Origin of the sequence: Frankia sp. AgB32 (assembly GCF_023243045.1) — a bacterium.
Classification (GTDB): domain Bacteria; phylum Actinomycetota; class Actinomycetes; order Frankiales; family Frankiaceae; genus Frankia.
In genome coordinates, this window is sequence record NZ_JALKFX010000012.1 from 19651 (window position 1) to 45292 (window position 25642).

The following is a 25642-nucleotide window of genomic DNA, read 5'->3' on the forward strand; positions in this document are numbered from 1 at the left end:
ATGCTGGGCCCATGTCCGACTCGCGGCTCGGCCTGACCGAGGCCCTGGACCTGGTTCGGACGGGCGACCTGTGGCTGTTCCGCGGCCGGACGGCGGCCGACCGGATGATCCAGACGACGACGAACAGCCCGGTGAACCACGTCGGCATGGCGATCGTCGTCGACGACCTCCCGCCGCTGCTGTGGCACGCGGAGCTCGGCCGCGCCCTGCCGGACGTGTGGTCCGGCGGCCGGCAGCGGGGGGTGCAGCTCCACGACATGCGGGCGGCCGTCGAGACCTGGGGACAGCGCTACGGACAGCGGGCGTGGCTGCGTCAGCTCTCCCCGGCGGTCGGCACCGCCCAGGAGGACGCGGCGCTGCGTGCCGTCGCCCGGCTCGACGGCACGCCCTTTCCCTCGACCGCGCAGCTCGCGGGCCGCTGGCTGCGGGGCCGCTTCCCCCGCCCGCGTCGGTCGGCCACCCCGGCCGCCCTGGAGACCGCGTTCTGCGCCGAGGTCGTCGCCGTCACCTACGAGGCGATGGGCCTGCTGCCGGCCGGGCGAGCGCCGAACTGGTACGACCCGGGAAGGTTCTGGAGCGGCGACGCCCTCACCCTGCTCGACGGCTTCACGCTCGGCGACGAGATCTCCGTGCATCTGCCGGTCAGCGCCGCGTCCTGACCCCGCTGGCGGCGGCGAGGGCGCGCCGGCTCGCCACCACCCGGTCGCGGACCCGGGCGATCTCCCGGCGTCCCGAGCGGGGCGGCGGCGTGCCGCGCCGGGCCAGCTCACCGGTGAGTTCCCGCACCGGCGTCCGACAGGCGAGCAGCGCCTCGACGACGTCGTACCGCTGCGGGGCCCGGGTGCGATCCCGCTGCCCGGGCGGGATGGCCCGCGCCAGCCTGGCCAACGTCCGCTGCGCACGCAGCGGCGGGGCGATCTCGGCCAGCCGGTCGAAGGCGGCCTCGACCCGCCCGTGTGCCTCGGCCAGCGCCCTGCGCAGCTGCGCCGCGGCGCCCTCCGCGCCCTCCGCGCCGTTCGTGCCGCCCGCGCCCGCTCGGCCCGCAGGGCCACCTGCCCTACCCGCGCCAGCCGGGGGAGTCGGCCCGCCGGCGCCGCGCCGTCGACCGGTCTGGATCACGATCAGGTAGTCCGTGAGCGCGGCGAGCAGGTCGGCAACCCGGCGCCGCAGCACGCCGCTGGTGCGGACGGGCAGCACGAACCAGGCCGCCCCCAGCCCGAGCGCGGCGCCCAGCCCGACGGCGGCCAGCCGTTCCCGCAGCAGCCCGGCGCCGCTCTGCCCGTAGTAGCCGTACAGCAGCGCGAGCACCCCGGTGATGCAGGCGGCCCAGTACGCGTACGACACGGGCCGCAGCCACACGCCGAGCGCGAGGAGCCCGAAGACCGCCACGAGGGACCACCGGTCATGCGTCGGCAGGACGCCGGCGAGCAGGCTCGCCGCGGCGGTCCCGGCGGCGGCGCCGGCGAAGCGCTGCACGCTGCGGTAGAGCACGTCGGCGCGGCCGCGGTTGCCGCTGTTCACCAGATAGGCCGTCAGGACCAGCCAGGTTCGGTGCGCGGGGAACAGATGCCGCCCGAGCACGAACGCCGCCGCGAGGGCCACCGCGAGCTGCGCCGCCATCCTGCTGCTCGCGGCCAGCCGGCGCCGCCCCGCCACCTGCGGGCGGCGCTGCGCGCCAGCGGCACCGTGATCGACCGGATCGACCGGGACGGACGGCGCCGGGACGCCCAGCCAGGTCTCGACCTGGCTCGCGAGGGTGACCCAGCCGACCGCGACGAAGGCGACGCCCACCAGGGCGAGCTGCGACATCGCCCCGCTGCCCGGCGGGACCGGCGTGACGATCAGCGCGATGAACGGCAGTGTCGCCAGCGTGCCCGCCCGGGCCCAGACCGGCCCGAACCTGCGGATCCACACGGCGCCGCTGATCGCCAGGACGAACAGGGCCTCGCCGGCGTTGCGGTGCCGTTCGGTCAGCCGGCCCACCTCGCTTGCCAGTAACGCGATCAGCGGCGTCACCACCAGCGGCAGCAGCCGCTGGTGGCGGGCGCGGACCGGGCGGCCCCGGCGCACCCGGCTCAGCGTCAGGACGAGCACCACGCCCAGGACAGCCGCCGCGGAGCCGACGCCGACCACCGTGCGCAGCAGCAGCACCGTGGCGAACGTCCCCAGCGCGGCACCGATCGTCCCGGCGACCGCGGGCCACGCCTCCAGCCGCTGGCGGGCCGGAAGAATGTTCGCCATCACGTACTACCTCGGCTCCCGTTCGGCGCGGATATCCAGCTGACGTTCGCGTCACCCCGCCGGAAATAGTAAGTGATAGCGTTTTAGCCATGTGGCCGCTGTCTGAGATGTCCCCGCGCGAGCAGAGCGCGGCGGCGGTGCGGCGGGCGGTGACACACCTGGGGCGCCGGTTGCGGGCCCAGCGGCCCGCCGGCGCGCTGAACGGGACCAAGCTGAGCGTGCTCAGCCACCTGTACCGGCTCGGGCCGAGCGCGCCGGGCGAGATCGCCGCCGCCGAGCGGCATCAGCCCCAGTCACTGTCGCGCACGTTCGCCGAGCTGCGGTCCGCCGGCCTGATCAGTCGCGGCCCGCGCGACGGTGACCGCCGCGGTGCGCTGCTGGCGATCACCGAGGCGGGGCGGGAGGCGCTGCATCAGGACATGGCCCACCGGGACGCCTGGCTCACCCGCGCCCTCGACGACCTCACCGACGCCGAAGTGGCGCTGGTGCGCATCGCCGCCGAGCTGCTCGACCACCTCGCGGAACACCCCGACGGCAGCGGCCCCGACGAGCGTCCTCCCGTCGGCTCCCGGCGCGTCGCTGTCGGGCCAGCCTCCGTGGTGGTGGTGGCCGACTCCGCTGTGGGGGCCGTGTCCGCTGTGGGGGCCGTGTCCGCCGTCGGGACCGTTCGCGGCGCGGGCCGGCCGGCGTGAACGCCGATCGCGAGCCCGCGTGGGTGCGGCACGCCGTGTGGTGGCATGTCTACCCGCTCGGTTTCACCGGCGCCGACACGACCGGCGCCGACCGTCGGCCGGCGCACCGGCTGCGCCAGCTCGTCGACTGGCTCGACTACGCCGTGCGTCTCGGGGCGAACGGCCTCGCCCTCGGCCCGATCTTCGCGTCGTCGACCCACGGCTACGACACCCTCGACCACCTGCGCATCGACCCCCGCCTCGGGGACGACGCCGACTTCGACGACCTCGTCGCCCAGTGCCACGCGCGTGGCCTGCGGGTCCTGCTCGACGGCGTCTTCAACCACGTCGGCCGGGCCCATCCCGCGTTCGTCGAGCTGCTCGACCGGGGCGAGGCGGCGCCACACGCGGACTGGTTCGTCCCGACCGGCGGGTCCGGCGCCGACGGCCGCCGACGTTACGCGACCTTCGAGGGCCACGACGGCCTGGTCACCCTGGCGCACGCGAACCCCGCCGTCGCCGACCACATCACCGACGTGATGGTGCACTGGCTCGACCGCGGTGCCGACGGCTGGCGTCTCGACGCCGCCTACGCGGTGCCGGCCGAGTTCTGGGCCCGGGTGCTGCCCCGGGTCCGCCGCGCCCATCCGCAGGCATACCTGGTCGGCGAGGTGATCCATGGTGACTACCCGGATTTCGTCCGGCGTTCCGGGCTGGCCGCCGTCACCCAGTACGAGCTGTGGAAGTCCGTCTGGAGCGCGCTCAACGACACGAACCTGTTCGAGCTGGACTGGACGCTGCGGCGGCACAACGACCTGCTCGACACGTTCGTCCCGCTGACGTTCGTCGGGAACCACGACGTCACCAGGCTCGCCAGCCGGCTGCGCGAACCCCGGCACCTGCCGCACGCTCTGGTCGTGCTGTGCACCGTCGGGGGCACGCCGAGCGTCTACTACGGCGACGAGCAGGCCTTCACCGGTGTCAAGGAGGAACGGGTCGGCGGCGACGACGCGATCCGCCCCGCGTTCCCCGCCGGCGAGGACGGTCTCGCCGCCGAGGGCTGGCCGACCTTCCGGCTGCACCAGCAGCTCATCGGCCTGCGTCGGCGCCACCCGTGGCTGCACCGCGCCAAGGTCCGGGTCCTGCACCTGGCGGGCGGGCAGCTGACCTACGAGACGAGCGCCGACGGCCAGCGGCTGCTGGTCGCGCTCAACCTGGCCGGCGAGCCGGCCGACTGCCCGGCCCCGGGCGCCGGGCACGTCCTGGGCGGGGCGGCGGACCTGGTGCGCGCCAGGGGCGGCGACACCGTTGCCCGGCTGGCGCCGTTCGGCTGGGCCGTGCTCGCCCCCGCCGCCTGAGTGTCCCCGGCGCGGGCGGCAGGGCGCTGGCCACGAACGCGTGTGCGGGTGCGGGGGCCACCGCCGGGTGGCGGGGATGGCCGTGCGTGGTCGGCCCCGATCCAGATGCTCACGGTTGTGGATCTTCATGGTCGTTCTGTGTGAACAAACCGGACGTGAAGCCGTACAGAAGGACCACCGCGGCCCCTCTGCCGCGCAGGTATCCGACGAGACGGGCGGATCGGCCGTTGCGGATGGTGACCGTGCTACCCGAAACGGCCTGCGGAGCTCGGTCTGGCCGGCTCGGTCTGCCGCCGGCTTTTGGCCTTTACCTCGGCTTGCGGCCCTGCCGGCCGCGGGTGCGGGGGCGCCGGCCGGCGGGATGGGAACCGGGGCCGGTGCGGCCCGCGGGGCGGAATCGGCCGGCCGGCCGGGGGCGGCGGCCGGGACGGCGCATCATGGCCGGGACGGCATCGGCATGCCGTCGAGATGGGGGACCGTGACCGCGGTGACCAGCAGGCCGCCTTCGGCGAGCCAGTGGCCGCCGAAACCGGTCAGCCGGCGGCCGTCGAGTATCGGTCCGTCCACCAGCAGCCGGGCGGCGAAGGTGCCGCGGGCCCGCAACGGCGCCGGCGCTGGCAGACCAGGCGAAGGCAGCGACGGGCCGGCCGACGCAGGCTGGCCCGCGGCGGGCCAGCTCGCGCCGGCTGCCAGCCCGGGGCCGGTGACGGACGAGTCGCACTGCCGCAGTGGGCGGGGCGGGATCGGGCTGACCGGCAGGGCCGAGCCGGGTGCGACGCTGGCCCAGCCGGGGGGAGTCGGCGCGGGACCGGTGGGTGCCGTACCGAGGTCGATGACGAGCTCGGCGTCCTCGAAACCCAGCCAGCGCTGCGCCAGCGGAAACCAGGCCTTGTAGACGGATTCCTTGGCGCTGAACAGCAGGCGGTCCCATCGAACGGCAGGCCTGGCGGCGAGGTGGGCGGCGAGCCAGCCCCGCTCGGCCGCCACGGTGATCTCCTGCGTGACGCCCTGCGGGTTTGGCTCGTTGGGCTCGGCGTCGATGCCGATCGTGCACAGCTCGCTCGCGCGGGCCACGGCCGCGGCCCGGTACCCGGCGCAGTGGGTGATGCTGCCGACCACTCCGTCGGGCCAACTCGGCGCGCCCCGCGGGCCGGGCAGGATCGGCGCCGGTGGCAGGCCCAGGGTGCGCAGCGCCCGGTGCGCGCACACCCGGGCCGTGGTGAACTCCCGGCGCCGCTTGTCGACCGCCTTCGCGAGCAGGGCGGACTCCTCGGGGAAAAGGACCGCGGCGGGATCGTCCTCGAACGCCTCAACCGCGACGACGGCCGCAGGCAACAGGCTCGCCAGCACCGCGCCCTCAGCCCCGCGCCGCCGGGCGGGCGGCCGCCGCGGGCCGGTCAGGCGGTGCGGGCCGGTCGAGCGGTGCGGCCGCGCGCGTCGGCGCGGACCGGGCCGGCTCCCGCGCCGGGTCGGGCGGGTAGGGGAGGATCTGGCGTGGTCCGGCGAAGGGGCGGCCGTAGGCCTCCCACGCCGTCCGCTCCCGCGGGTAACCCATCGAGACCTCCTCGAAGCGGACGTCGTCGTACCAGGTCGTGCGGGGGATGTGCAGGTGTCCGTAGACGACGGCGGACGCGCCGTAACGGCGGTGCCAGTCGGCGGTGGCGGTGGTGCCGCACCACAGCGCGAACTCCGGGTAGCGCAGGACCTCGGTGGGCTGGCGCACCAGCGGCCAGTGGTTGACCAGCACCGTGGGCACGGCCGGGTCGAGCGCCGCGAGCCGCTCGGCGGTGTACCCGACGCGCGCCCGCGACCAGGCGTCGATCGTGGGGTAGGGATCCGGGTGCAGCAGCCACTCGTCGGTGCACACGACCCCGGTCTCGCGGGCCAGCGCGAGCGCCTGCTCCTTGGTGGCCGCGCCGACCGGGCGGAACGTGTAGTCGTAGGGGACGAACAGCGGCGTGATCGTGACCGGGCCGCCGCCGCCGGTCCACACCGGATACGGATCCTCCGGGGTGAGCACCCCGAGACCGCGGGCGATCTCGACGAGGTACTGGTAGCGTTCCCGGCCGCGCAGCCGGACGGGATCCTGCTTCGCCGTCCACAGCTCGTGGTTGCCGGGAACCCAGATGACCTTGGCGTAGCGCTCGGTGAACAGCCGCCAGATCGCCGCGATGTCGGCGGCGATCTCGGCCACGTCACCGGCGAGAATGAGCCAGTCGTCCGGCGAGGTGGGCTCGATCGCCTCGACGAGCCGCCGGTTCTCGGAATAGCCGACGTGGACGTCGCTCACGGCCATCAGCCGACCGCCTGATGGCGTCCAATCCGTGCGGGCCACGAAGAGAAGCCTACCGGCGCCGCGGCGGCTCTGTCCGGCCGTCGCCGGAGCAGTCACCATAACCGAGCATCCACCACGCGCCGGCGCCGGACCCGCCACCGTCGGGCGGGGCGATGTTCGAGACGACCCCGCACCGGGCATGCCGCAGGAGATCATGCCTGACGACAGGGCCGAGCGCGACGGGTCGGGCCGCTCGCGGCCCGAAGGATCATGGCGTCACGGACGTGACGTCCCGGCAGACGACGACGGGGAAATCGGAGCAGATGATGGGTGACGTCGGAACCACGCTGTTGGTCGCCTTCGGCGTGCTCGCCGCCGTCGGCCTCGCGCTGACCGTGGTCGCGCTGGTGGTCATCAGGCGCTACGAGCTGCCGCTGCGCGGCATCGCGGCGACCCTGGGCAGCCTCGTGTACGTCCTGTCGCCGGTGGACGCCGTTCCGGAGGTCCCGCTCGGGCCGATCGGGCTGATCGACGACCTGATGGTCGTCATCGCGGCCGTGGCGTACGTGCGCGGGCTGGTCAACGCGCGCCGGGAGCTCACGCCGGCCGGGCCCGCCCGCTCCTCCGGCGGCCGGTTCCCGACCGGGGGCGGGGTGCCCCGCCAGTCGCCGCCGCGGCTGCCCGGTGGCCGCCGCGGCCGTCGCTGAGCCCGCCGACGCCGCCCGCCCCGCCCGCGCGGGCGGGGGCGCTCCAGATCAGACCGCCAGGCCGTAGGCGCGCGCGATCTCGGCCAGACCGTCGACGCCGCCCTCGCCGACCGCGCGGAAATGCCAGCCGTCCGCTGACCGCAGCAGCTCACCGAACAGCATCGACGTGTCCCGCGCGGCGGACGAGGACAGGTCGTATCGCACCAGTTCCTCATCGGTGTCCGCGTTGACCACGCGGATGTACGCGCCATGCACGTCGCCGAAACTCTGGTGCCGGTAGTCGGCGTTGTGAATGCTCACCGGGAACACGATGCGGGTGATGGCGCTGGACAGCAGGTCGAGCCGAACGTCGATCTGCTCGTCGTCACCCGCGCCCTCGCCGGTGAGGTTGTCCCCGCGATGCACGATCTCCCCGCGCGGGCTGCTGAGATTGTTGTAGTAGATGAAATAGCTCAGGCCGGGCGCCCGGCCGTCGCCCTGCAGCGCGATCGCGCTTGCGTCCAGGTCGAACTCCTCCGCTCCTGGACGATTCGGGTCCCAGCCCAACCCGACCGTGATGTGCGTCAGGACGTCGGTTCTTTCGGCAAGGGCTGCGCTGGCGCCCTTGGCGAGGTCAATGCCCACTGTTCTCCGCTTCCGTGACGTTGCCGCGAGGCTGTCGCCGGCCGCGCGGGGGCCGGCCGGTCGCCCAAAATCTGTGATCAGCCAAGCACATGCCGGCAGCGGCGGGGAGCGCATCGGGCAGACTCGACCGGCCGCCCGCGTGTCCGCCACCGCCCCGGCCGCCGCGGCCCGCCGGCCGTGTGTCGTAGGCCGCGGTGACCAGCGCGCGGAGCACCGCGGCCGGCACGCGTGGCCCGGCCCTGGTGAACGGGCCGTGGCGGCGAGGTGTCCGTCCTACCCCCGATCGAGGGCGGAGACCGGACGGCGGCGCCAGCCCGTTACCAGGCCAGCTCGCGACTTCTCGTGACTGCTTGTGAGCGGGTCGGCCGGTGACTGCACCGGCTTGTGGCTGATGGCCGCGGAGGATGCCGACAACGGTCGCTCTGGCGGGTAGAAGGTCCGCTCCGCAGGCGTCGGAAGGGGCAGATTGGCTAACGTCGGCAGACGTGGATCATCTACCGCTGCTTGTCGGCTCCGGCGACATCGCCCGCGCGCTGGGCCTGACCCGCCAGGCGGTCGATCACCGGCTGCGGGTGGACCCGGCCGCGCCGACCCCGGCCGCGGTGGTGAACCGCACCGCGACCTGGAGCGGCACCCGGATCTGGTGGCGCGCCGAGATCGACCGCTGGCTGCGGCTCGAACCAGAGCACTGGGCGGTGTCCTGACGAATCTGTCGGGTCGTCGCCGGCCGGCAGACGGCTGACCCGGCGGCCTTCCAGGTCCGTGGCCTTCCAGGTCCATGGCCCACCCGGTCCATGGCCCACCGACCTCGGACATACGCCTCGCGGCCCACCCGGCGCGTTGCGGGTTCCTGAACACGGTCGGCACTATGGTCATCGTCCAGGCGGGGTCATCGCCATTGTGGCGTCATCATTGTGCGGTCATCGCCATGGCGAGCGTTGGCTGATAGCGTTTGAACGGTACCGTCCGGGCCGGCGGAGGGCTCAGGGACAACGTCCCGGCAATCAACGTCCCGGCAATCAACGTCCCGGCAATCAACGTCCCGGCAATCAACGTCCCGGCAATCAAGGTCCCAGTCGTCAAGGGCATGGTAATCGAGGTCCGGTGATGAAGAGTTACTTCTTCGTCTCCTCTGCCGCGAAGGACGAACGGCGCTGGATACAGCGCTTTCACGCGGATCTGGAGTACGAACTCCGCCTTCTCGCCGGCACCGCGGTCGGTGGGCTTCTCGATACCCGACCCGCGCCCGGCGGTGAGGCCGCGCGCGCTCTGGCGGACGGGGCCGGCCGAACCCGGGTCATGGTGGCGCTGTGTTCCGATCCGTATTTCAAGGACGCCTGGTGTGGGCGGGAATGGGCGGTGTTCGGAGCCCGCGTGGAAAACTTCGGCAAGGCCGGCGCGACCCGGCTGGAGGACGGATTCGTGCGGGTTCTGTGGCGTTCGACCCACGATCCGCTGCCGCCGGCGGCCGGGGCGCTGCTCGCCGAGGCGGGCCTGCCTGACAGCTACCGCCAGCACGGCCTGCTGTGGTTGATGCGCAACGCGCCGCGCGGGCCCGGTGGCTACTACGCCCTGGTCCGGAGGTTCGCCGCCCGGATCATCGAGGCCCAGCAGATCGAACTCGACGCGCTGCCCGAGTCCGCGGTGGGCGCGATGCGTCCGGCGTTCGGCTCGCATGGATCCGGCGCCTCGCGCCGAACGGCGGCGGTGGCGTCCTCGGGCGCCGGCCCGGCGACAGCCAGCGGGCGTCCCCCGGGGCAGAGGCGGATCGCCGTCAGCTACGTCGGCGCGGACCAGCAGTGGGCCGACTGGCTCGAGCAACTCCTGCGCCAGCGGTCCTACCAGGTACTGCAGGTCCGCTGGGCGCACAGCGCCGGCGAGCCGCTGCGGGCCGCGGTCGAGCGGACTGCCTCCTGGAAACCCCAGGTCACCGTGGTTCTGTTGTCGAGGCACTACCGCGCGCCCCGTGCGGAGAAGCCGGGTGAGTCCGGCACCGAGGCGTGGGAATGGCTGGGTCTGGACGGGCCGCTGCGGCGGCGGGTCGTGCGGGCCTGTATCGATCCCGAACCGCTGCCCGAACCGCTGCGTGACCTGCCAGCCCTGGACCTCAGCCGGCTGGCGGACAGCGCGATCGACGCGCTGCTCGCGGCCGTGCGCGCGGGCGGTCCCGGGTGAGCGCGACACCGCCCTACGGCAGGCCGGGCCGGCTGCCCGGCGAGCGCCCGCCGGTCTGGCGCGGCCGGCGGGAGAACGAGCTGTTCGCCGGGCGCGACGACGAACTCGCCGAGGTCTGGGCCAGGCTCTGCCAGCACGGCCGGCTGGCACTCGTCCCCGCCGGCGGGGCCAGCGGGCTCGGCGAGACCGAGCTCGCCAGCGCCTACCAGCACCGGTACCAGCTGCGTTATGACGTCGCCTGGTGGGTCGATGCCGGCCCGGGATGCGACCTCGCCCGGCAGTTCGCCGAGCTCGGGCGGCAGGCGGTGGCCGTGCTGGGCCGGCGGGCGCGGCCAGGCCGGCCCTGGTTGATCGTCCTCGCCGGGGCCGCGAGCCCGGCGCAGGTCGAGCCGTACCTGCCGGACCCGCCCGCCCACTGCCTCGTCGTCACCGGGCGCAGCGAGGACAGCTGGCAGGAACGGACGATGACGATCGGCCCGCTCACCCCGCGGGAATCGGTCATGCTCCTGACGGGCGCCGCGCCGATGGTCGACCCGGCGGCGGCGGCCCGCCTCAGCGAGCTGCTCGGGCACCGGCCGGGATCGCTGGCCGAGCTCTCCGGCTACCTCGTCCGCGAACGGACGCTCACCCCGGAACTCTGCCAACGCCTGTTCGAGCTGGCGGTGAGCCCGCCGGGCAGCCCCGCGGCAGCCGCGGGACCTTCGGAACCCGCCAGCACGCCCGCCGTTCGGCCCGGCCCGGGGGTCGGGCCGAACGGGTGGGCGCGTGCGGGGGACGACGCCGACCCCGCCGCCCGGCCAACCCAGGCCACACCGCCCACGTCCGCCGGACCGTCGGCGGTGATCGACCCGCCGATGGTCGCCGCCGCGTCGAGCTCGGCCGGCGCGGCCACCGTGCCGTTCGACGCCGAGCGCGGCCCCGTCCCGGCCGCCCGCGCGGCCCCGGGTGACCCCGGAATCACGGAAGACATCCGCCAGGTGGCGCCGGAGGCTGGTGCCGGCGAGGGGCCCGGGCCCGGGGCCGCGGCCGATCCGGGTGGCGCCGGCCGCGTGAACGACGTCGACCGGCTGGTCGCGACGCTGATGCGGGTGGAGTACATCGCCGACGTCGATGGCTTCGACCACTGGTTCGCGGAGGTCGGCCGGCTCAGCGGGCAGACCGTCGCGCTGACCTCGCCATGGCTGGCCGTGCGACTGACGACGTTGGTCAGTGCGGCCGTCCAGCGGCCGGGCCCGGGGCTGCTGGACGCCCTGGTGCGTGGCCTCGACCTCGTGGCCCCCCGGGAGGACAGGGCGGTCGCGGTGTTCCGTCGGCAGGTCGCCGAGATCGCCGGCGGGCCGGGCAGGTCCGCGGCGCTCCCCGGCGCCCGCGCTTCGGTCTCGGTCGACCCGTACGCCACCCGGCCGATCCCCGGTACGGACGGCCCGCCGCCGCTCCCGCGCGGACCGGTCGGCGCGGCGAGCTACTACTTCTTCACCAGCCACGCCCATCGCCGGGACCGGGACCGGGTGGTCACGTTCCACCGGGACCTGGAGGCGGAGCTGCACCGCAAGGTCCGCCGACGGACCGAACCGGCGGGATTCCTCGACGCCGAGCGGATGGGTGGCGGCGAGCACTGGCCGACCGCGTTGCGCGACGCGGTGCGGACCTCGCCGGTACTGGTCGCGCTGTGGACGGACGACTATTTCGACAGTGACTGGTGCGGCCGGGAGTTCGGCATCTTCCAGGAACGCATCCGCCGGGCGACCCCGGTCGGCGGAACACCGCCGACCGGCATCATTCCCGTCCCCTGGCTCGTGCGGGAGACGGAGGTGCCGCCGGCCGCCGCCGAGTTGCACATCGCCCGGATGGATCTCGGCCGCGTCTACGACGACATGCCGGTCCTGGATCTCATGCGCCACCCGGCGGCGTACGCCGAGTACGTCAGCCTGCTGGCGTATCGGGTGATGGACGTCGCCCGGGACCGGCTGCCACCGCTGGACGCGGCGGCGGCCAAGACGATCGCCTCGTCGTTCCACCCGAGGTCGTGACGGGGCGAGGCGTGCGGGCGGGTCGCCCTCGACGAGCCCGCCACCGGGCCGACCTCGGGGGTGTCGCGGGTCGTAGCGTGAAGGCACCGCCGTCGACCACGGGAGGACCAACCGATGCGTATGGTCGCACTGGGCAACCAGGGTCTGCCCGAGCTGGTCGCCGCCGGCAAGGTGCGTTACCTCGGGCTGTCCGAGGCGGGGCCGGCGACGATCCGCCGGGCCCACGCCACCGCGCCGGTCAGCGCCCTGCAGACCGAGTACTCGATCTGGTCGCGGGAACCGGAGCAGGAGATCCTCCCGACGCTGCGGGAACTCGGCATCGGGTTCGTCTCCTACAGCCCGCTCGGCCGCGGATTCCTCGCCGGCGCCATGCGTTCCCAGGCCGATGTCGTTGCCGGCGACTTCCGCCACCAGCAGCCGCGGCTGCAGGGCGACAACCTCGACGCGAACCTCGCCGTCCTCGCCGAGATCGAGGGACTGGCCGGCGCGAAGGGCGTGACGCCGGCGCAGCTCGCCCTCGCCTGGGTGCACGGCCAGGGCGAGGACATCGTGCCGATCCCCGGCACGAAACGCCGCCGCTACCTCGAGGACAATGCCGCGGCGGCGGAGATCACCCTCACCGCCGGCGAGTCGACGCGCCTCGCCGAACTCGGCGCCGCGACCGCGGGCGACCGGTACGCCGACATGTCCCCGCTGAACCGCTGAGATCCGCCTGCCGGCCCGGTCGCCCCGGCCGGCGGGTGGGTCAGCCGGCCGCCGACCCGGCGAGCGCCGGCCCGGCCGCCTCGGGCAGGTCCGTGCCGTCCAGGTCGGCGCCAGGCAGGTCCATGCCAGACAGGTCCCTGCCAGGCAGATCCGTGCTGGGCTGGCAGACGCGGTAACCGACGCCGCGGACGGTCAGGATGTGGGTGGGGGCCGACGGGTCGGCCTCCACCTTGCGGCGCAGCCGGCGGACGTGGACGTCGAGCATCCGCGCGCCGCCGAAGTAGTCGTACCCCCAGACCCGTTCGAGCAGCTGGCGCCGGGAGACCACCCGCCCGCCGGCCACGGCCAGCTCGCACAGCAGCCGGAACTCCGTGCGGGTCAGGTGCTGGTCCTCTCCGCGCCGGCGCACGACGCCTTCCGCGGGGCGGATTTGCAGGTCACCGACGCGCAGCGAACTCGCCGCCGCCAGCTCCGGACGGGCCCGCCGCAGCAGTGCGCGCAGCCGTGCGAGCACCTCCGCGGTGACGGGTGGCGCGGCCAGGTAGTCGTCGGCGCCGGCCTCCAGGGCCGCGACGACACAGCTCGGGTCGGCCCGGTCGGCGACCACGACGAGCGGGATATCGCCGATGACGCGCAGCCGGCGGCAGAGTTCCAGGCCGCTCATCGCCGGGCCGGCCTCGGGCCCCGGCCCGCTCGGCCCCGTGCCGTCCGGCCCCAGATCACCTGCCAGGGGATCGGCCGGCGGCGGGCCGTCCGGGCCGAAGACCAGACTGTCGAGCCGGCGGGCGTCCAGGTCGAGCCGGTCGAACTCCGGGTCGTCGAGGCCGGCGAGGTCGTCGGGCAGCGCGAGGGGACCCGGGCCGGTCGCCAGCGGTACACAGACCAGCACCAGGTGCGCCGGGCGCACGGCGAGCTGGGCGAGGGCCTGGTCGGCCGTTCGGACCAGGTCGACGCCGTAGCCCTCGTCGAGCAGGGCGGGCACCAGGTCACGGCGCGCCGCGGGATCGTCTCCGACGAGCAGAAGTGTCGTCCGCACCGTCCGTATTTTCCCTGATGCGGCCAGGTTGTCCCCACCGGGACGCGCCGGGCTGAAGGCCCGTCCGGCCTGGCCGGATCCACGGGTGCCGGAGGTCACGGGCGCGTACTGGCTCCGTCGACCTTTCGGCCTCCCACCCGCGGGCCGCAGGGCCCTCGACGGGGGGTGCCAGTGACCCCCGAGATGAGGACTGAGGGCCCCACCCGAACGCGCCGCCCGCCGGCCCGTTCGGCCGCAGACACCTGGCCGGCGCCGTGACGGGGCTGGTTGACCGCGCGCCAGCCTTCGGCGCCGCCGCGATCGCCTTGGTGCGTCCACGTACCTCGTCAGCCTGGCCGGTGCGCGCTGGTGTCGTGGCCGTCCTCGAGGTCGCCCTCGGTGCGTAGGTAGATCTCCTGGAGGGCGTCGAGGGTCGCCGGTTCGGGGTGTTCCCACAGGCCGCGGGCGGCGGCCTCCAGCAGCCGTTCGGTGATGCCGTGCAGGGCCCACGGGTTCGAGGCGAGCAGGAACTTCTGGCTGTCGTCGTCGAGGGCGTAGACGGCGGCGAGCCGCTCGTACATCCAGTCGGCGACCACGCCGGCGGTCGCGTCGTAGCCGAACAGGTAGTCGACGGTCGCCGCCATCTCGAACGCGCCCTTGTAGCCGTGGCGGCGCATCGCCGCGAGCCACCGGGGGTTCACGACCCGGGCGCGGAAGACCCGGGAGGTCTCCTCGGACAGCGTGCGGGTGCGGACCGCCTCGGGGCGGGTGCTGTCGCCGATGTAGGCGGCGGGCGCCCGGCCGGTCAGCGCCCGCACCGTCGCGACCATCCCGCCGTGGTACTGGAAGTAGTCGTCGGAGTCGGCGATGTCGTGCTCGCGGGTGTCGATGTTCTTCGCGGCGACGGCGATGCGCCGGTAGGCGGCCTCCATGTCGCCGCGGGCGGGTACGCCGTCGACGCCGCGGCCGTAGGCGTAGCCGCCCCAGGTGGCGTACACCTCGGCGAGGTCGGCGTCGTCGCGCCAGTTGCGACTGTCGATCAGCGGCAGCAGGCCCGCGCCGTACGACCCCGGGCGGGAGCCGAAGATGCGCAGCGTCGAACGCCGCTCGTCGCCGTGCTCGGCGAGGTCGGCGCGGGCGTGGGCGCGCACCAGGTTGTCCTCGTCGGGCTCGTCGAGGCCGGCGGCCAGCCGCACGGCGTCGTCGAGCATGGCCACCACGTGCGGGAACGCGTCGCGGAAGAAGCCGCTTATCCGCACCGTGACGTCGATGCGGGGCCGGCCGAGCTCGGCCAGGTCGATCGGTTCCAGGCCGCGCAGCCGCCGCGACGCGTCATCCCACAGCGGCCGGATGCCGAGCAGGGCGAGCACCTCGGCCACGTCGTCGCCGGAGGTGCGCATCGCGCTGGTGCCCCACACGGACAGGCCGACCGACTCCGGCCAGCCGCCGGTGTCCGCCCGGTAGCGCTCCAGCAGCGAAGCAGCCATCGCCTGCCCGGTCTCCCAGGCCAGCCGGCTCGGCACCGCCTTCGGATCGACGGAGTAGAAGTTTCGGCCGGTGGGCAGCACGTTGACCAGGCCGCGTAGCGGTGAGCCGCTCGGCCCCGCCGGGATGTAGCCGCCGTCGAGGGCGTGCAGGATGTGGGTGATCTCGTCGGTGGTCCGGGCGAGGCGCGGCACGATCTCGGTCGCGGCGAAACGCAGCACCGCGGCGACCGCCGCCCGCCGCCCGGCGTCGTCGGGGACGCCGCCGGGCTCGGTGCCGGGCTCCGCGCCGGCGGCGGCCTCGGCGGCGCCGGCGGCGGCCTCGGTCTCGGCGGGCGGGGGAGGCGGGGTGCCGAGGACGGTGTCGAGCGCGGCGGGGACGGCCTCGGGGTCCCAGCCGTGCCGCTCCAGCTCGGTGACCAGGGCCAGGGCCGTGCGCTCCGCCGTGTCGACGTCGACGCGTGACGCCGGGCCGCCGCCGGCGTCCTCGTCGAGGCCCAACGCCTCGCGCAGGCCCGGCAGGGTGCGCTGACCGCCCCACATCTGGCGCGCCCGCAGCATTGCCAGGACCAGGTTGGCGCGGGCCTCGCCGCTCGGCGCGACGCCGAGCACGTGCAGGCCGTCGCGGATCTGCGCGTCCTTCACCTCGCACAGCCAGCCGTCGACGTGCAGCAGGAAGTCGTCGAACTCGGCGTCGTGCGGCCGGTCGGCGAGGCCGAGGTCGTGGTCGAGACGGGCGGCCTGGATCAGCGTCCAGATCTGGGCGCGGATCGCGGGCAGCTTCGCCGGGTCCATCGCCGCGATCGACGCGTGCTCGTCGAGGAGCTGCTCGAGGCGGGCCAGGTCGCCGTAGCTTTCCGCGCGGGCCATCGGCGGGACGAGATGGTCGATCAGGGTGGCGTGCGCGCGGCGCTTCGCCTGGGTGCCCTCGCCGGGGTCGTTGACCAGGAACGGGTAGATCAGCGGGGTGTTGCCGAGTGCCGCGTCCGACGGGCAGGAGGCGCTCATCCCGACGTTCTTGCCGGGCAGCCACTCCAGCGTCCCGTGCTTGCCGAGGTGGACCAGGGCATGCGCGCCGAACCCGCCGGCGGCGGCCGGCGCGGACAGCCAGCGGTAGGCCGCGAGGTAGTGGTGGCTCGGCGGCAGGTCCGGGTCGTGGTAGATCGCGACCGGGTTCGCCCCGAAGCCGCGCGGCGGCTGGACGAGCAGCGCGGTGTTGCCGGCGCGCAGCGCGGCCAGCACGATCTCGCCGTCGGCGGAGCGGGAGTGGTCGACGTAGAGCTCGCCGGGCGCGGGACCCCAGTGTCGCTCGACGCGTGCGCGCAGGTCGGCGGGCAACGTGTCGAACCAGGCGCGGTAGTCGGCGGCCGAGATCCGCACCGGGTTGCCGGCGAGCTGCTCGGCGGTAAGCCAGTCCGGGTCCTGCCCGCCGGCCGCGATGATCGCGTGGATGAGCGCGTCGCCGTCCTGCGCGGCGACGCCGGGCAGCGCGTCCGGGCCGTCGGCCGGGCCGATGTCGTACCCGGCGACGCGCAGTTCCCCCAGCAGCCGCACCGCGCTCGCCGGGGTGTCGAGGCCGACGGCGTTGCCGATGCGGGAGTGCTTCGTCGGGTAGGCCGACAGCATCAGCGCCACCCGGCGCCCCGGCGGCGGGACGTGGCGTAGCCGGCCGTGCGCCACCGCGATGCCGGCGACCCGGTCCGCGCGCTCCGGGTCGGCGACGTAGCTGGTCAGGCCGTCGGCGTCGACCTCCTTGAAGGAGAACGGCACGGTGATCAGGCGTCCGTCGAACTCGGGGATCGCCACCTGGGTGGCGGCGTCGAGCGGGGACAGGCCGTCGTCGGAGTCCGCCCATGTCGCTCGGCTGCCGGTCAGGCACAGCCCCTGCAGGATCGGGACGTCCAGAGCGGCCAGGGCACCGACGTCCCACGCCTCGTCGTCCCCGCCGGCACCGGCGTTCGCCGGCTGGCTGCCGCCGGCGGCGAGCACCGTGACGACCAGGGCGTCAACCCGGCCGAGCGTGGTGAGCAGCTCCGGCTCGGCGGAGCGTAGCGACGCGCAGTACACGGGCAGCGCCGTCCCGCCAGCGCGCTCGACGGCGGCGCACAACGACTCGACGAACGCCGTGTTGCCGGCGACGTGGTGCGCCCGGTAGTACAGCACGCCGATCACCGGCGCGACGCCGTCCGCCGGGTACGCGCCCGGCCCGCCAGCGGCCTGCGGACGTGCGTCGCCGTCGGTGGTGGTCTCGGCGTCAGTCCTGGTCTCGGCGTCGGCGGTGGTCGAGCCGGCGCGGTCGAGCACGCCCCAGCCCGGGGTGGTCACCGGCGGGGCGAAACCGCCGCCGGTGAGCAGCAGCGTGTCGGCGAGGAAACGGTGCAGCTCACGCAGGTTCGGCGGCCCGCCCTCGGCGAGGTAGGCGTGCGCCTCGGCGCACAGGCCGGCGGGCACGGTGGAGATCGCCATCAGCTCCGGGTCGGGGGCCCGCTCGCCGCCGAGGACGACCACCGGGCGCGGACCCGCGAGCAGCGCGGCCAGGCCGTCCTCCCACATCCGCCGGCCGCCGAGGATGCGCACGACGACGACGTCGACACCGTCGGTCAGCGCGGGCAGGTCGGCGACGTCGAGCCGGGCCGGGTTGCCGAGCCGGTAGCGGGCCTCGCTGCCCCGCGCGGACAGCAGGTCCGTGTCCGAGGTCGACAGCAGCAGGACGGTGACGTCGAGTTCGGCCGCGTCCAGGGCGCCGGCGTCGCCGGCCGGGTCGGGGCCGGTCGTCGTGCTGTGCGGAGGGGTGGTGCTGTCGGGATGGTTCAGGGCGTCGTGAACCGAATCGGGGCGCGCGGGGGTCATCTAGGTGCCTCTCCCGGAGATCCTCGTCCCCGTGTCAGCCAGGCTGGGTCGACGGCGAGCCGAGTCTCCCGGCTTCCGGGTACGCGCCGACGGCCCTGGGCGGGGCCGGTGACGCATGCTCGCCCCGGCCTTCCCGGCCTGGGCGCCGCGCCCGTGCCAGTGGCCGTGCCTGGGGTCCGCTTCCCGGTGACGGTGGCGGGACCGCGCCGGATTCGCACCGGACTTCCTCGCCGCTCGCCGTTCGTGGCCGCCTCACCATCGCAGAAAATCGGCCGCGACTGTCAAGGAATCCCCTTCGTCAACCCCGAACCAGCGGATCTGTGACGTCCGCGTGGCCGGCGCCGGGCTGCGGCTGGCCGGGGTTCACCGGTCGCCGGCTGCCTGCCCGTGAGCGTCCGCCACGGAGCGTGGCGGCCTGCGTGGGAGAGCTCTCGTGTGGGTCGCTCTGGTGGACATTTCGGGCGCGGATCCGACCAGAGGGAACCAGGAGGCTGCGTTCCCAGGCGAAATCACGTTTCACCGCCACGCACGGTGAACCGGACACGCGGCGGCCGTGCGGCGCCGAGAGCGGCCGAAACTGTCGGGGGCGGCGGGTACCGTCCCGTCGCTATGGACCCACAACAGCCCGTGGCCACCAATCTGGCCGATCTCTACGACCTGCCGGTGCTCGACTGGGCCGCCGTGCGCGCCCGGCTCGCCGCCGGCTTCACCCAGGCCCCGGGATCCGGCGGCCCCGATCGGCACACCTGCTGGCTGACGACCATCAACGCCGACGGCAGTCCGCACGTCACCGGCATCGGCGCCCTCTACGCCGAGGGCGGCTTCTGGTTCGAGACCGGCGGGCAGACCCGCAAGGGCCGCAACGTCGCCCGCGACTCACGCTGCGCCCTCAGCCTCGCCACCGACGAGTTCGACCTGGTCGTCGAGGGCCGGGCCAGCCGGGTCACCGATCCGGCGACGGTGCGGGCGATGGCCGCGCTGTGGGCGGACGGGGGCTGGCCTGCCCGGGTCGACGATTCGGGCCAGGCGCTGACCGCCGAGTACAGTGCGCCGTCCGCCGGGCCGCCGCCCTGGTTCGTCTACCGGATCAGCGTCGAGGCGGCGACCGTGCAACGGACCGTGGAACCCGGCGGCGCGACCCGCTGGCGGTTCTGACCGCCTGGCCGGAAGCGGAACGGTGTCGGCGCTGACATTCGATGGCGTCGGCCTCGGCGCCCTGCGCGCAGTCTCGGTAGCGCGCCTGTTCCACGCTCGCGCGCCGGTTCGCCGAGGCGGGCCGCCCGCCGCCCGCCGCCGGACCTCGAAGCCGGCCGTTCGTGATCACCGGGTGTCGCTCCACGGAGAGCGGCGGACAGCGGTGCCCGGGTGCGCGGCGGAACCGGCGCGCGGACAAGTCGGGACGCATATGCTCCGCCGGTGCCCACCAGCCCGCGCGAACGCGCCCGTGACGCCTGTCCCGGGGTGTTGCGGACGCATCCGGCGGCCGACGGGGCACTCGCCCGGCTGCGGCTACCCGGCGGTGTGCTGCCGGCCCGTGCCGCGCGGGAGCTGGCAGCCTGCGCCCGAGAGCTGGCCGACGGTCACCTGGAACTGACCTCCCGCGGCAACGTGCAGCTGCGCGGCCTGTCCGACGGCGCCGGCGGGACGCTGGCCGGCCGGGCGCGGGCCGTCGGCCTGCTGCCGTCCGACACCCACGAGCGGGTCCGCAACATCGTCGCCTCGCCGCTGTCCGGCCGGGTCGAGGGCAGCCGGGACATCGAGCCGGTCGTCGCGGCGCTCGACCGCGGTATCTGTGCCGACCCGGCGCTGGTCGCGCTGCCCGGCCGGATCCTGTTCTCCGTCGACGACGGCAGCGGCGATCTCGCGACGCTGCCGGCCGACCTCGCGCTGCGGGCACTCCCAGCCGGGCAGGTGATGCTGCGCGTCGCGGGCGAGTCCCGCGTGCTGCGGGTGCCTGAGGGCGCCGCCGTGGCGGCACTGCTCGCCGCGGCCCGCGCCTTCGTGGAACTCCGCCAGGCGCGCGGACCCGCCGTGGCCGCCTGGCGGATCGGGGAGCTGCCCGCCGGTCGGGACCGGCTGCTGGAGGCGGCCGCCCGGGCAGCGGGCGGACGGGTGGACACCTGGGCGGCGGATGCCGGCGCGGCGACCGACCGCGGGCCGGCTGGCGCGGCGACGGTCCCGGCCGGTGGCGCGTTGGCCGCGGTCGGACCGCCGGGCGCCCGGGCGGGGGCGTGTGCGCAGCGCGACGGCCGGTGGGCTCTCACGGTGCTGGTACCGCTGGGCCGGCTGCGGGACGACCAGCTCGACCTGCTCGCGGGCATCGCCGGGACCGACGGTGCGGGCCGACTCGTCGTGACACCGTGGCGGTCGGTCGTGCTGCGCGACCTGGGCGCGGCCGAGATGAGGCGGGCCGCCGACCGGCTCGGTGCCGCCGGGCTCGTCGTCGAGCCGGAGTCCGGCTGGGCCGGGGTGACGAGCTGCGCCGGTCGTCCCGGCTGTGGCAGTGCCCTCGCCGACGTGCGCCGCGACGCGGCCCAGGTCGCGGCGCGGCCACGCGGATCCGGCGGTCCGCCCGCTACCGGCCGGCCGCCGCTGCCGGTGCACTGGTCGGGCTGCGCCCGGCGCTGCGGGCAGCCGGCCGGCGCGGTCGTCGAGGTGATCGCGGAATCCGCCGGCTACCGGGTGCGCCGGGCCGGCGTCGGCGGGCCCGTGTCGGCGGGCGCCGCCGCGGCGATCGTGACCTGGGCGGCGCACCGCCAGGGCGAGCTGTCCGGCGGTACCCGGGCGACGCTGCTCGACGTGGTGGCGGCGGCACGGACCGTCCCGGCGACGGCCGCCCGCGCCGGCCGCGGTGCCGCGGACGGACAGGAGGCAGGCTGATGGAGGTGGCGATGCCGGGAACACCGCGCGGGGACTACATCCGGGACGGCGCGGAGATCTATCGGCGTTCCTTCGCGACGATCCGGGCCGAGGCCCGCCTCGACGGGCTGCCCGCCGACGTCGCCCGGGTCGCCGTCCGTATGATCCACTCGTGCGGCATGGTCGACCTCGTGGACGACCTGGCGTTCAGCCCGGGTGCGGTCGCCGCGGCCCGCGCGGCGCTGCTGGCCGGGGCGCCGGTGCTGTGCGACGCGCAGATGGTCGCCGCCGGGGTGACCCGCCGCCGGCTGCCCGCGGACAACGACGTGCTGTGCCTGCTCGGTGATCCGCGGGTGCCGGGACTCGCCGCCGAGCGGGCCACCACCCGCAGCGCCGCTGCCGTCGACCTGTGGGCCGACCGGCTCGCCGGGTCGGTGGTCGCGATCGGCAACGCGCCCCCCGCCCTGTTCCGGCTGCTCGAACTCGTTGCCGACGGGGCCGGGCGTCCGGCCGCGGTGCTCGGCCTGCCGGTCGGTTTCATCGGCGCGGCCGAGTCGAAGCGCGCCCTCGCCGACGATCCGGCGGGCCTGGAGTTCCTCGTCGTGCACGGCCGGCGCGGCGGCAGCGCGATGGCGGTCGCCGCCATCAACGCGATCGCGAGTGAGCAGGAGTGAGCGTGGGACGGCTCTGGGGCGTCGGCGTCGGTCCCGGCGACCCCGAACTGATCACGGTCAAGGCGGCCCGGCTCATCGGCGCGGCGGACGTGATCGCCTACCACAGCGCGCGGCACGGCCGCAGCATCGCCCGCTCCATCGCTGCCTCCCACCTGCGCGGCGACCAGGTCGAGGAGGCGCTGGTCTACCCGGTCACCACCGAGGCGACCAGCCATCCCGGGGGCTATCGGGGCGCCATTGACGAGTTCTACGAGCAGTGCGCCAAGCGGCTCGCCGTCCATCTCGACGCCGGTCGCGACGTCGTCGTGCTCAGCGAGGGCGACCCGTTCTTCTACGGTTCGTTCATCCACCTGCACCGCCGCCTCGCCGACCGCTACCCGACCGAGGTCGTGCCCGGGGTGACGTCGCTGTCCGCCGGCTGCGCGGTGCTGGGCCGGCCGCTGGTCGAGGGCAACGAGGTCCTCACCGTGCTGCCGGGCACCCTGGCGCCGGCGACCCTCGCCGAGCGGATCGCCGACACCGACACCGCCGTCGTGATCAAGATGGGCCGGACCTTCCCCGGGGTGCGCGGCGCGTTCGCCGACGCCGGCCGCCTCGCCGACGCCTGGTACGTCGAACGCGCGACCACCACCGGTCAGCGGATCGCCCCGCTCGCCGAGGTGGATCCGGCGAGCGTGCCCTACTTCTCCCTCGCCGTGCTGCCGAGCCCGGTGCGCGGCCCGGACGACCCCGCCCCGCTGCGCGCCGCGCAGGCCGACTGGGTGCTGACGGGCGCTACCGCCGACGCGCGCCGGACCGGGGCAGAGGCGCTGGCCCCGAGCAAGGAGACGGCGTCGACCGGGACGACGGCTTCGACCGGCGTGGCGGGTTCGGCCGAGGAGACAGCCCCGGTCGGGGTGACGGAGTCGGTCTGGGCGACGGAGGCGGGGCGCGGCCGCGGCGAGGTCGTCGTCGTCGGACTGGGCCCGGGGGACGCGGGCTGGCTCACACCCCAGGCCGCGGCGGCGCTCGCCGCCGCCGACGACCTGATCGGCTACGGGCCGTACCTGGACCGCGTCCCCGTCGACCCGCGGCAGCGGCGGCACCCGTCGGGGAACACCGTCGAGGCGGACCGGGCCGAGCACGCCCTGGAACTCGCCGCCGCCGGCGCCGTCGTGGCGGTGGTGTCCTCCGGCGACCCGGGGGTGTTCGCGATGGCGACCGCCGTGGTCGAGGCAGCGGCGCAGGAGCGGTTCGCGCGGGTCGCGGTGCGCGTCGTGCCGGGGCTGACCGCCGCCCAGGCCGTCGCGAGCCGCGTCGGCGCGCCGCTGGGCCACGACTTCTGCGTGCTGTCGCTGTCCGACCGGCTCAAACCGTGGGAAGTCATCGAGCGGCGGCTGCACGCCGCCGCGGGCGCCGACCTCGTCCTCGCGATCTACAACCCGGCGTCGCGGACCCGGCGCGCGCAGCTCGCCCGCGCGCTGGCGGTGCTCGGCGAACACCGTGCGCCGAGCACCCCGGTGGTGATCGGCCGCGACGTCGGCGGCCCGACCGAGACGGTGACGGTCACGACGCTCGGCGAGCTCGACCCGGCCGTGGTCGACATGCGCTGTCTGCTGCTCGTCGGCTCCTCGGCGACCCGGGTCGTGCGCCGCGGCGGCGCCGGCGACCGGGTCTTCACCCCGCGTCAGTACCCGGCGCGGTAGGCGCGCGGCGCGGCTGGCCGCGGCCGGTCGGGCGGTCGGCCAGCCAGTGCAGCGCTGCCTCGACGGAATCGACGACGTGGACCCCCGCCGGCAGCGGCGGGCGGTCGACCATGACGACGGGCAGCCCCAGCTCCCGCGCGGCGGTCAGCTTCGCCGCGGTCATCGACCCGCCGCTGTCCTTGGTCACCACGACGTCGATCGCGTGCTGGCGCAGCAACGCCCGCTCGGCGTCGATGTCGAACGGCCCCCGGTCGAGCAGGACGACCCGGCGCGGCGGCAACGCCGGGTCGGGCGGCTCGACGCAGCGGATCAGGAACCACGGCCGGTCCAGCCGCGCGAACAGCGCCAGCTCACCGCGGCCGGTCGTCAGGAACACCCGCGGCGCGTCGGCGCCCGCCACGCTCTCGGCGCCCGACCGGTCGGGGACTGACCGGTCGGGGACGAACCGGTCGAGCAGGTCCACGGCGGCGGCCAGGGACGGGACCCGCAGCCAGCGGTCACCCGGCCGTTCCCGCCAGCCGGGCCGGCGCAGGACCAGCAGCGGCCGGCCGGTGGCCGCCGCGGCCGTCGCCGCCGAGGCGCTCATCCGGGCCGCGAACGGGTGCGTGGCGTCGATCAGCGTGTCGATCCGTTCTGCGCGCAGCAGCGCGGCGAGCCCGTCCGGCCCGCCGAACCCGCCGACGCGCACCCGGCACGACGGCGGCACCCGCGGCTCCCGCACCCGCCCGGCCAGCGAGTAGAGCACCTCGTGGCCGGCGCCCTCGGTCAGCGCGGCCGCGAGCCGCCGTGCCTGATCGGTGCCACCGAGAAGCAGGATCCGCGTCGTGAGCGGCCCGTCGGGCGCCGAGACGGTCACCGGTCCGTCGCCGGTGGCGGGACGGAGGACCAGCCCGAGGCCGGCGCGTCCCGGCCGTCGGCGGGCGCGAAGCGACTCTTCGAGTACAGGTAACTGTCCTCGAAGCCGTCCGCGGCCAGCGCCCGGCCGACGATGATCACGGCTGTCCTGGTCAGGCCGGCGGCGCGGGAGCGCCCGGCGATGTCGGCGAGGGTGCCGCGCACTATCACCTCGTCGTCCCGGCTCGCCCACGCCACCACCGCCGCCGGGCAGTCCGGCCCGTAGCCGGGCAGCAGCTCGTCGACCAGCTCCTCGACGCGGTGCACCGCGAGGTGCAGCACCAATGTCGCCCGCGACGCCCCCAGCGTCGCCAGGTCCTCGCCGGGCGGCATCGGGCTGGACACCACGGACGTCCTGGTCAGCACGACGCTCTGGGTGACGCCTGGGACGGTCAGCTCCCGGCGCAGCGAGGCGGCCGCGGCGGCGAACGCCGGCACCCCCGGGGTGACGTCGTAGGGCACCCCGGCCACGTCCAGCCGGCGGGTCTGCTCGGCCAGCGCGCTGTACAGGGACGGATCACCCGAGTGCAGCCGGGCGACGTCGTGGCCGGCGGCGTCCGCGGCGCACAGCTCCGCGATGATCGCGTCGAGGGTCATCCGGGCGGTGTCGACGAGGCGGGCGCCCGGCGGGCAGTGGGCCAGCAGCTCGGCGGGCACCAGGCTGCCGGCGTAGAGGCAGACGGGACTGGCCGCGATCAGGTCCCGGCCCCGCACGGTGATCAGATCGGCGGCGCCCGGCCCGGCCCCGATGAAGTGGACGGTCACACCGGCCTCGCGTTGGCCCCGCAGGTCCGCTCGGCCGCGGCCGTGCGGGCGGGGGCCGCCCCGGTGACGCCCCGCGTGGTGGGGGTCGGCCCGGTGGCGGCGCCGGGTCGATGGGGGCGGCGCGTGGATCTCGGCACGACGGGCAACGCTAGCAGCCGCGCCGCCCGTCCGGCGGGCCACGAAGTGATCATGGTGTGCCGCGGGGTCGCCGCGGCCGGGTCAGCCGAGGAAGTCGGGTTCGCGCACGGTGACTGTCCTGGGCGCCGCCCGCTGGGCCGGGACGTCGATGATCGGCTCGCCGGGTCGGTCCGGGACGATCAGCGGGATCGGTTCGCGCACGGGCATCGGGTCGGTGCCGCGGACGACGGCGGTGGCTGCCAGCAGCTCCTCGAGCGCCGGCGCCGCCGCCGGATCGGCCGCGGCCGGCCCGGTGAAGATCGCGCACAGGAACCACCGGGGCCCGTCGACCCCGACGATGCGGGCCGGGACCCATCCGTGATCGGTCTCGACCGTCAGGTGCAGCTCGGGCCCGCGGGTACCCGCCCGCACGACCTGCTCGCCCCCCCCCCCCCCGGCCGGGGGGGCCCCCCCCCCCCCCCCCCCCCCCCCCGCCCCCCCGGGCGGGGGGGC

At 75.4% G+C, this 25642-nt stretch carries 21 protein-coding genes and 1 riboswitch; of the genes, 12 read left to right on the forward strand and 9 right to left on the reverse strand.

Translation table 11 applies throughout. The annotated features are described in order from the left end of the window. The first annotated feature begins 11 nt into the window (after positions 1 to 11). Positions 12 to 659, forward strand: a complete 648-nt coding sequence (locus MXD60_RS05805) for a hypothetical protein (protein WP_248817927.1) — start codon at positions 12 to 14, stop codon at positions 657 to 659. Here MXD60_RS05805 and MXD60_RS05810 read toward each other — a convergent pair. Beyond that, the gene (locus tag MXD60_RS05810) at positions 643 to 2241 is read right to left on the reverse strand and encodes an FUSC family protein (RefSeq protein WP_248817928.1); all 1599 of its coding nucleotides are present in this window, start codon (positions 2239 to 2241) and stop codon (positions 643 to 645) included. The two genes, MXD60_RS05805 and MXD60_RS05810, sit on opposite strands and share 17 nt — an antisense overlap. An 89-nt stretch (positions 2242 to 2330) precedes the next feature. Here MXD60_RS05810 and MXD60_RS05815 point away from each other — a divergent pair, with 89 nt between their 5' ends. After that, positions 2331 to 2933: a MarR family winged helix-turn-helix transcriptional regulator gene (locus MXD60_RS05815; RefSeq protein WP_248817929.1), complete on the forward strand. Its 603-nt coding sequence runs from the start codon at positions 2331 to 2333 to the stop codon at positions 2931 to 2933. Further along, a complete protein-coding gene (locus tag MXD60_RS05820; protein WP_248817930.1) occupies positions 2930 to 4270 on the forward strand; it encodes an alpha-amylase family glycosyl hydrolase in 1341 nt (446 codons plus the stop codon). The genes MXD60_RS05815 and MXD60_RS05820 overlap by 4 nt, the downstream gene beginning before the upstream one ends. Positions 4271 to 4705: 435 nt before the next feature. Here the strand turns inward: MXD60_RS05820 and MXD60_RS05825 are convergent, their stop codons facing one another. Beyond that, positions 4706 to 5620 carry a 4'-phosphopantetheinyl transferase family protein gene (locus MXD60_RS05825; RefSeq protein ID WP_248817931.1) on the reverse strand — a complete coding sequence of 305 codons (915 nt, stop codon included), beginning with the start codon at positions 5618 to 5620 and terminating at the stop codon, positions 4706 to 4708. A 7-nt stretch (positions 5621 to 5627) separates the two neighbouring features. Next, on the reverse strand, positions 5628 to 6566 hold the full coding sequence (locus MXD60_RS05830; protein ID WP_248817932.1) for a metallophosphoesterase family protein: 939 nt from the start codon (positions 6564 to 6566) through the stop codon (positions 5628 to 5630). A gap of 263 nt (positions 6567 to 6829) precedes the next feature. Between MXD60_RS05830 and MXD60_RS05835 the strand changes: the two genes are divergently transcribed. Next, positions 6830 to 7252, forward strand: a complete 423-nt coding sequence (locus MXD60_RS05835) for a YkvA family protein (RefSeq protein WP_248817933.1) — start codon at positions 6830 to 6832, stop codon at positions 7250 to 7252. A gap of 48 nt (positions 7253 to 7300) precedes the next feature. On the opposite strand, the gene MXD60_RS05840 is transcribed toward MXD60_RS05835, so the two are convergent. Continuing rightward, positions 7301 to 7876, reverse strand: a complete 576-nt coding sequence (locus MXD60_RS05840; RefSeq protein ID WP_248817934.1) for a TerD family protein — start codon at positions 7874 to 7876, stop codon at positions 7301 to 7303. Positions 7877 to 8361: 485 nt separating this feature from the next. Here MXD60_RS05840 and MXD60_RS05845 point away from each other — a divergent pair, with 485 nt between their 5' ends. The 4 genes from MXD60_RS05845 (at position 8362) to MXD60_RS05860 (ending at position 12786) form a co-directional block, all read left to right on the forward strand. Then, complete coding sequence (locus MXD60_RS05845) at positions 8362 to 8580, forward strand: hypothetical protein (RefSeq protein ID WP_248817935.1); 219 nt, start codon at positions 8362 to 8364, stop codon at positions 8578 to 8580. Between the two features lie 403 nt (positions 8581 to 8983). Continuing rightward, complete coding sequence (locus tag MXD60_RS05850; RefSeq protein ID WP_248817936.1) at positions 8984 to 10051, forward strand: toll/interleukin-1 receptor domain-containing protein; 1068 nt, start codon at positions 8984 to 8986, stop codon at positions 10049 to 10051. Further along, entirely contained in the window at positions 10048 to 12081 is a 2034-nt protein-coding gene (locus tag MXD60_RS05855) for a TIR domain-containing protein (RefSeq protein ID WP_248817937.1), read from the forward strand. Before MXD60_RS05850 ends, MXD60_RS05855 begins: the two co-directional genes overlap by 4 nt. 114 nt (positions 12082 to 12195) lie before the next feature. Continuing rightward, complete coding sequence (locus MXD60_RS05860) at positions 12196 to 12786, forward strand: aldo/keto reductase (RefSeq protein WP_248817938.1); 591 nt, start codon at positions 12196 to 12198, stop codon at positions 12784 to 12786. 40 nt (positions 12787 to 12826) lie between these two features. Here MXD60_RS05860 and MXD60_RS05865 read toward each other — a convergent pair whose 3' ends face one another. Both MXD60_RS05865 and cobN read right to left on the reverse strand, forming a co-directional pair. Then, positions 12827 to 13822 carry a winged helix-turn-helix domain-containing protein gene (locus tag MXD60_RS05865; RefSeq protein ID WP_248817939.1) on the reverse strand — a complete coding sequence of 332 codons (996 nt, stop codon included), beginning with the start codon at positions 13820 to 13822 and terminating at the stop codon, positions 12827 to 12829. A gap of 326 nt (positions 13823 to 14148) precedes the next feature. Continuing rightward, a complete protein-coding gene (gene cobN, locus MXD60_RS05870) occupies positions 14149 to 18135 on the reverse strand; it encodes a cobaltochelatase subunit CobN (RefSeq protein WP_248817940.1) in 3987 nt (1328 codons plus the stop codon). A 41-nt stretch (positions 18136 to 18176) separates the two neighbouring features. Next, positions 18177 to 18405: riboswitch (cobalamin riboswitch) on the reverse strand. Positions 18406 to 18762: 357 nt separating this feature from the next. Here cobN and MXD60_RS05875 point away from each other — a divergent pair. From MXD60_RS05875 to MXD60_RS29290, 4 genes are all read left to right on the forward strand, one after another. Next, on the forward strand, positions 18763 to 19290 hold the full coding sequence (locus MXD60_RS05875) for a pyridoxamine 5'-phosphate oxidase family protein (protein WP_248817941.1): 528 nt from the start codon (positions 18763 to 18765) through the stop codon (positions 19288 to 19290). A gap of 261 nt (positions 19291 to 19551) precedes the next feature. Then, positions 19552 to 21015 (forward strand): ferredoxin-like domain-containing protein, encoded by a 1464-nt coding sequence (locus tag MXD60_RS05880; protein ID WP_248817942.1) that lies wholly within the window; start codon positions 19552 to 19554, stop codon positions 21013 to 21015. Then, positions 21015 to 21668, forward strand: a complete 654-nt coding sequence (locus tag MXD60_RS05885) for a precorrin-8X methylmutase (RefSeq protein ID WP_248817943.1) — start codon at positions 21015 to 21017, stop codon at positions 21666 to 21668. Before MXD60_RS05880 ends, MXD60_RS05885 begins: the two co-directional genes overlap by 1 nt. A 2-nt stretch (positions 21669 to 21670) precedes the next feature. Beyond that, positions 21671 to 23353, forward strand: a complete 1683-nt coding sequence (locus MXD60_RS29290) for a precorrin-2 C(20)-methyltransferase (RefSeq protein WP_248817944.1) — start codon at positions 21671 to 21673, stop codon at positions 23351 to 23353. Here the strand turns inward: MXD60_RS29290 and MXD60_RS05895 are convergent. From MXD60_RS05895 to MXD60_RS05905, 3 genes are all read right to left on the reverse strand, one after another. After that, positions 23325 to 24209 (reverse strand): cobalt-precorrin-6A reductase, encoded by an 885-nt coding sequence (locus MXD60_RS05895; RefSeq protein WP_248817945.1) that lies wholly within the window; start codon positions 24207 to 24209, stop codon positions 23325 to 23327. The genes MXD60_RS29290 and MXD60_RS05895 overlap by 29 nt on opposite strands. Then, on the reverse strand, positions 24206 to 25012 hold the full coding sequence (cobM, locus tag MXD60_RS05900) for a precorrin-4 C(11)-methyltransferase (protein ID WP_248817946.1): 807 nt from the start codon (positions 25010 to 25012) through the stop codon (positions 24206 to 24208). Before cobM ends, MXD60_RS05895 begins: the two co-directional genes overlap by 4 nt. A 219-nt stretch (positions 25013 to 25231) precedes the next feature. Next, the coding region (locus MXD60_RS05905; protein ID WP_248817947.1) for a DUF3710 domain-containing protein at positions 25232 to 25642 on the reverse strand (411 nt) is incomplete at its 5' end.

Bases quoted from the DNA above. Each gene is read 5' to 3' on its own strand.
- MXD60_RS05805 (WP_248817927.1), top strand. From the start codon at position 12: ATGTCCGACTCGCGGCTCGGCCTGACCGAGGCCCTGGACCTGGTTCGG.
- MXD60_RS05810 (WP_248817928.1), bottom strand. From the start codon at position 2,241: ATGGCGAACATTCTTCCGGCCCGCCAGCGGCTGGAGGCGTGGCCCGCG.
- MXD60_RS05815 (WP_248817929.1), top strand. From the start codon at position 2,331: ATGTGGCCGCTGTCTGAGATGTCCCCGCGCGAGCAGAGCGCGGCGGCG.
- MXD60_RS05830 (WP_248817932.1), bottom strand. From the start codon at position 6,566: ATGGCCGTGAGCGACGTCCACGTCGGCTATTCCGAGAACCGGCGGCTC.
- MXD60_RS05850 (WP_248817936.1), top strand. From the start codon at position 8,984: ATGAAGAGTTACTTCTTCGTCTCCTCTGCCGCGAAGGACGAACGGCGC.
- MXD60_RS05860 (WP_248817938.1), top strand. From the start codon at position 12,196: ATGCGTATGGTCGCACTGGGCAACCAGGGTCTGCCCGAGCTGGTCGCC.
- cobN (WP_248817940.1), bottom strand. From the start codon at position 18,135: ATGACCCCCGCGCGCCCCGATTCGGTTCACGACGCCCTGAACCATCCC.
- MXD60_RS05885 (WP_248817943.1), top strand. From the start codon at position 21,015: ATGGAGGTGGCGATGCCGGGAACACCGCGCGGGGACTACATCCGGGAC.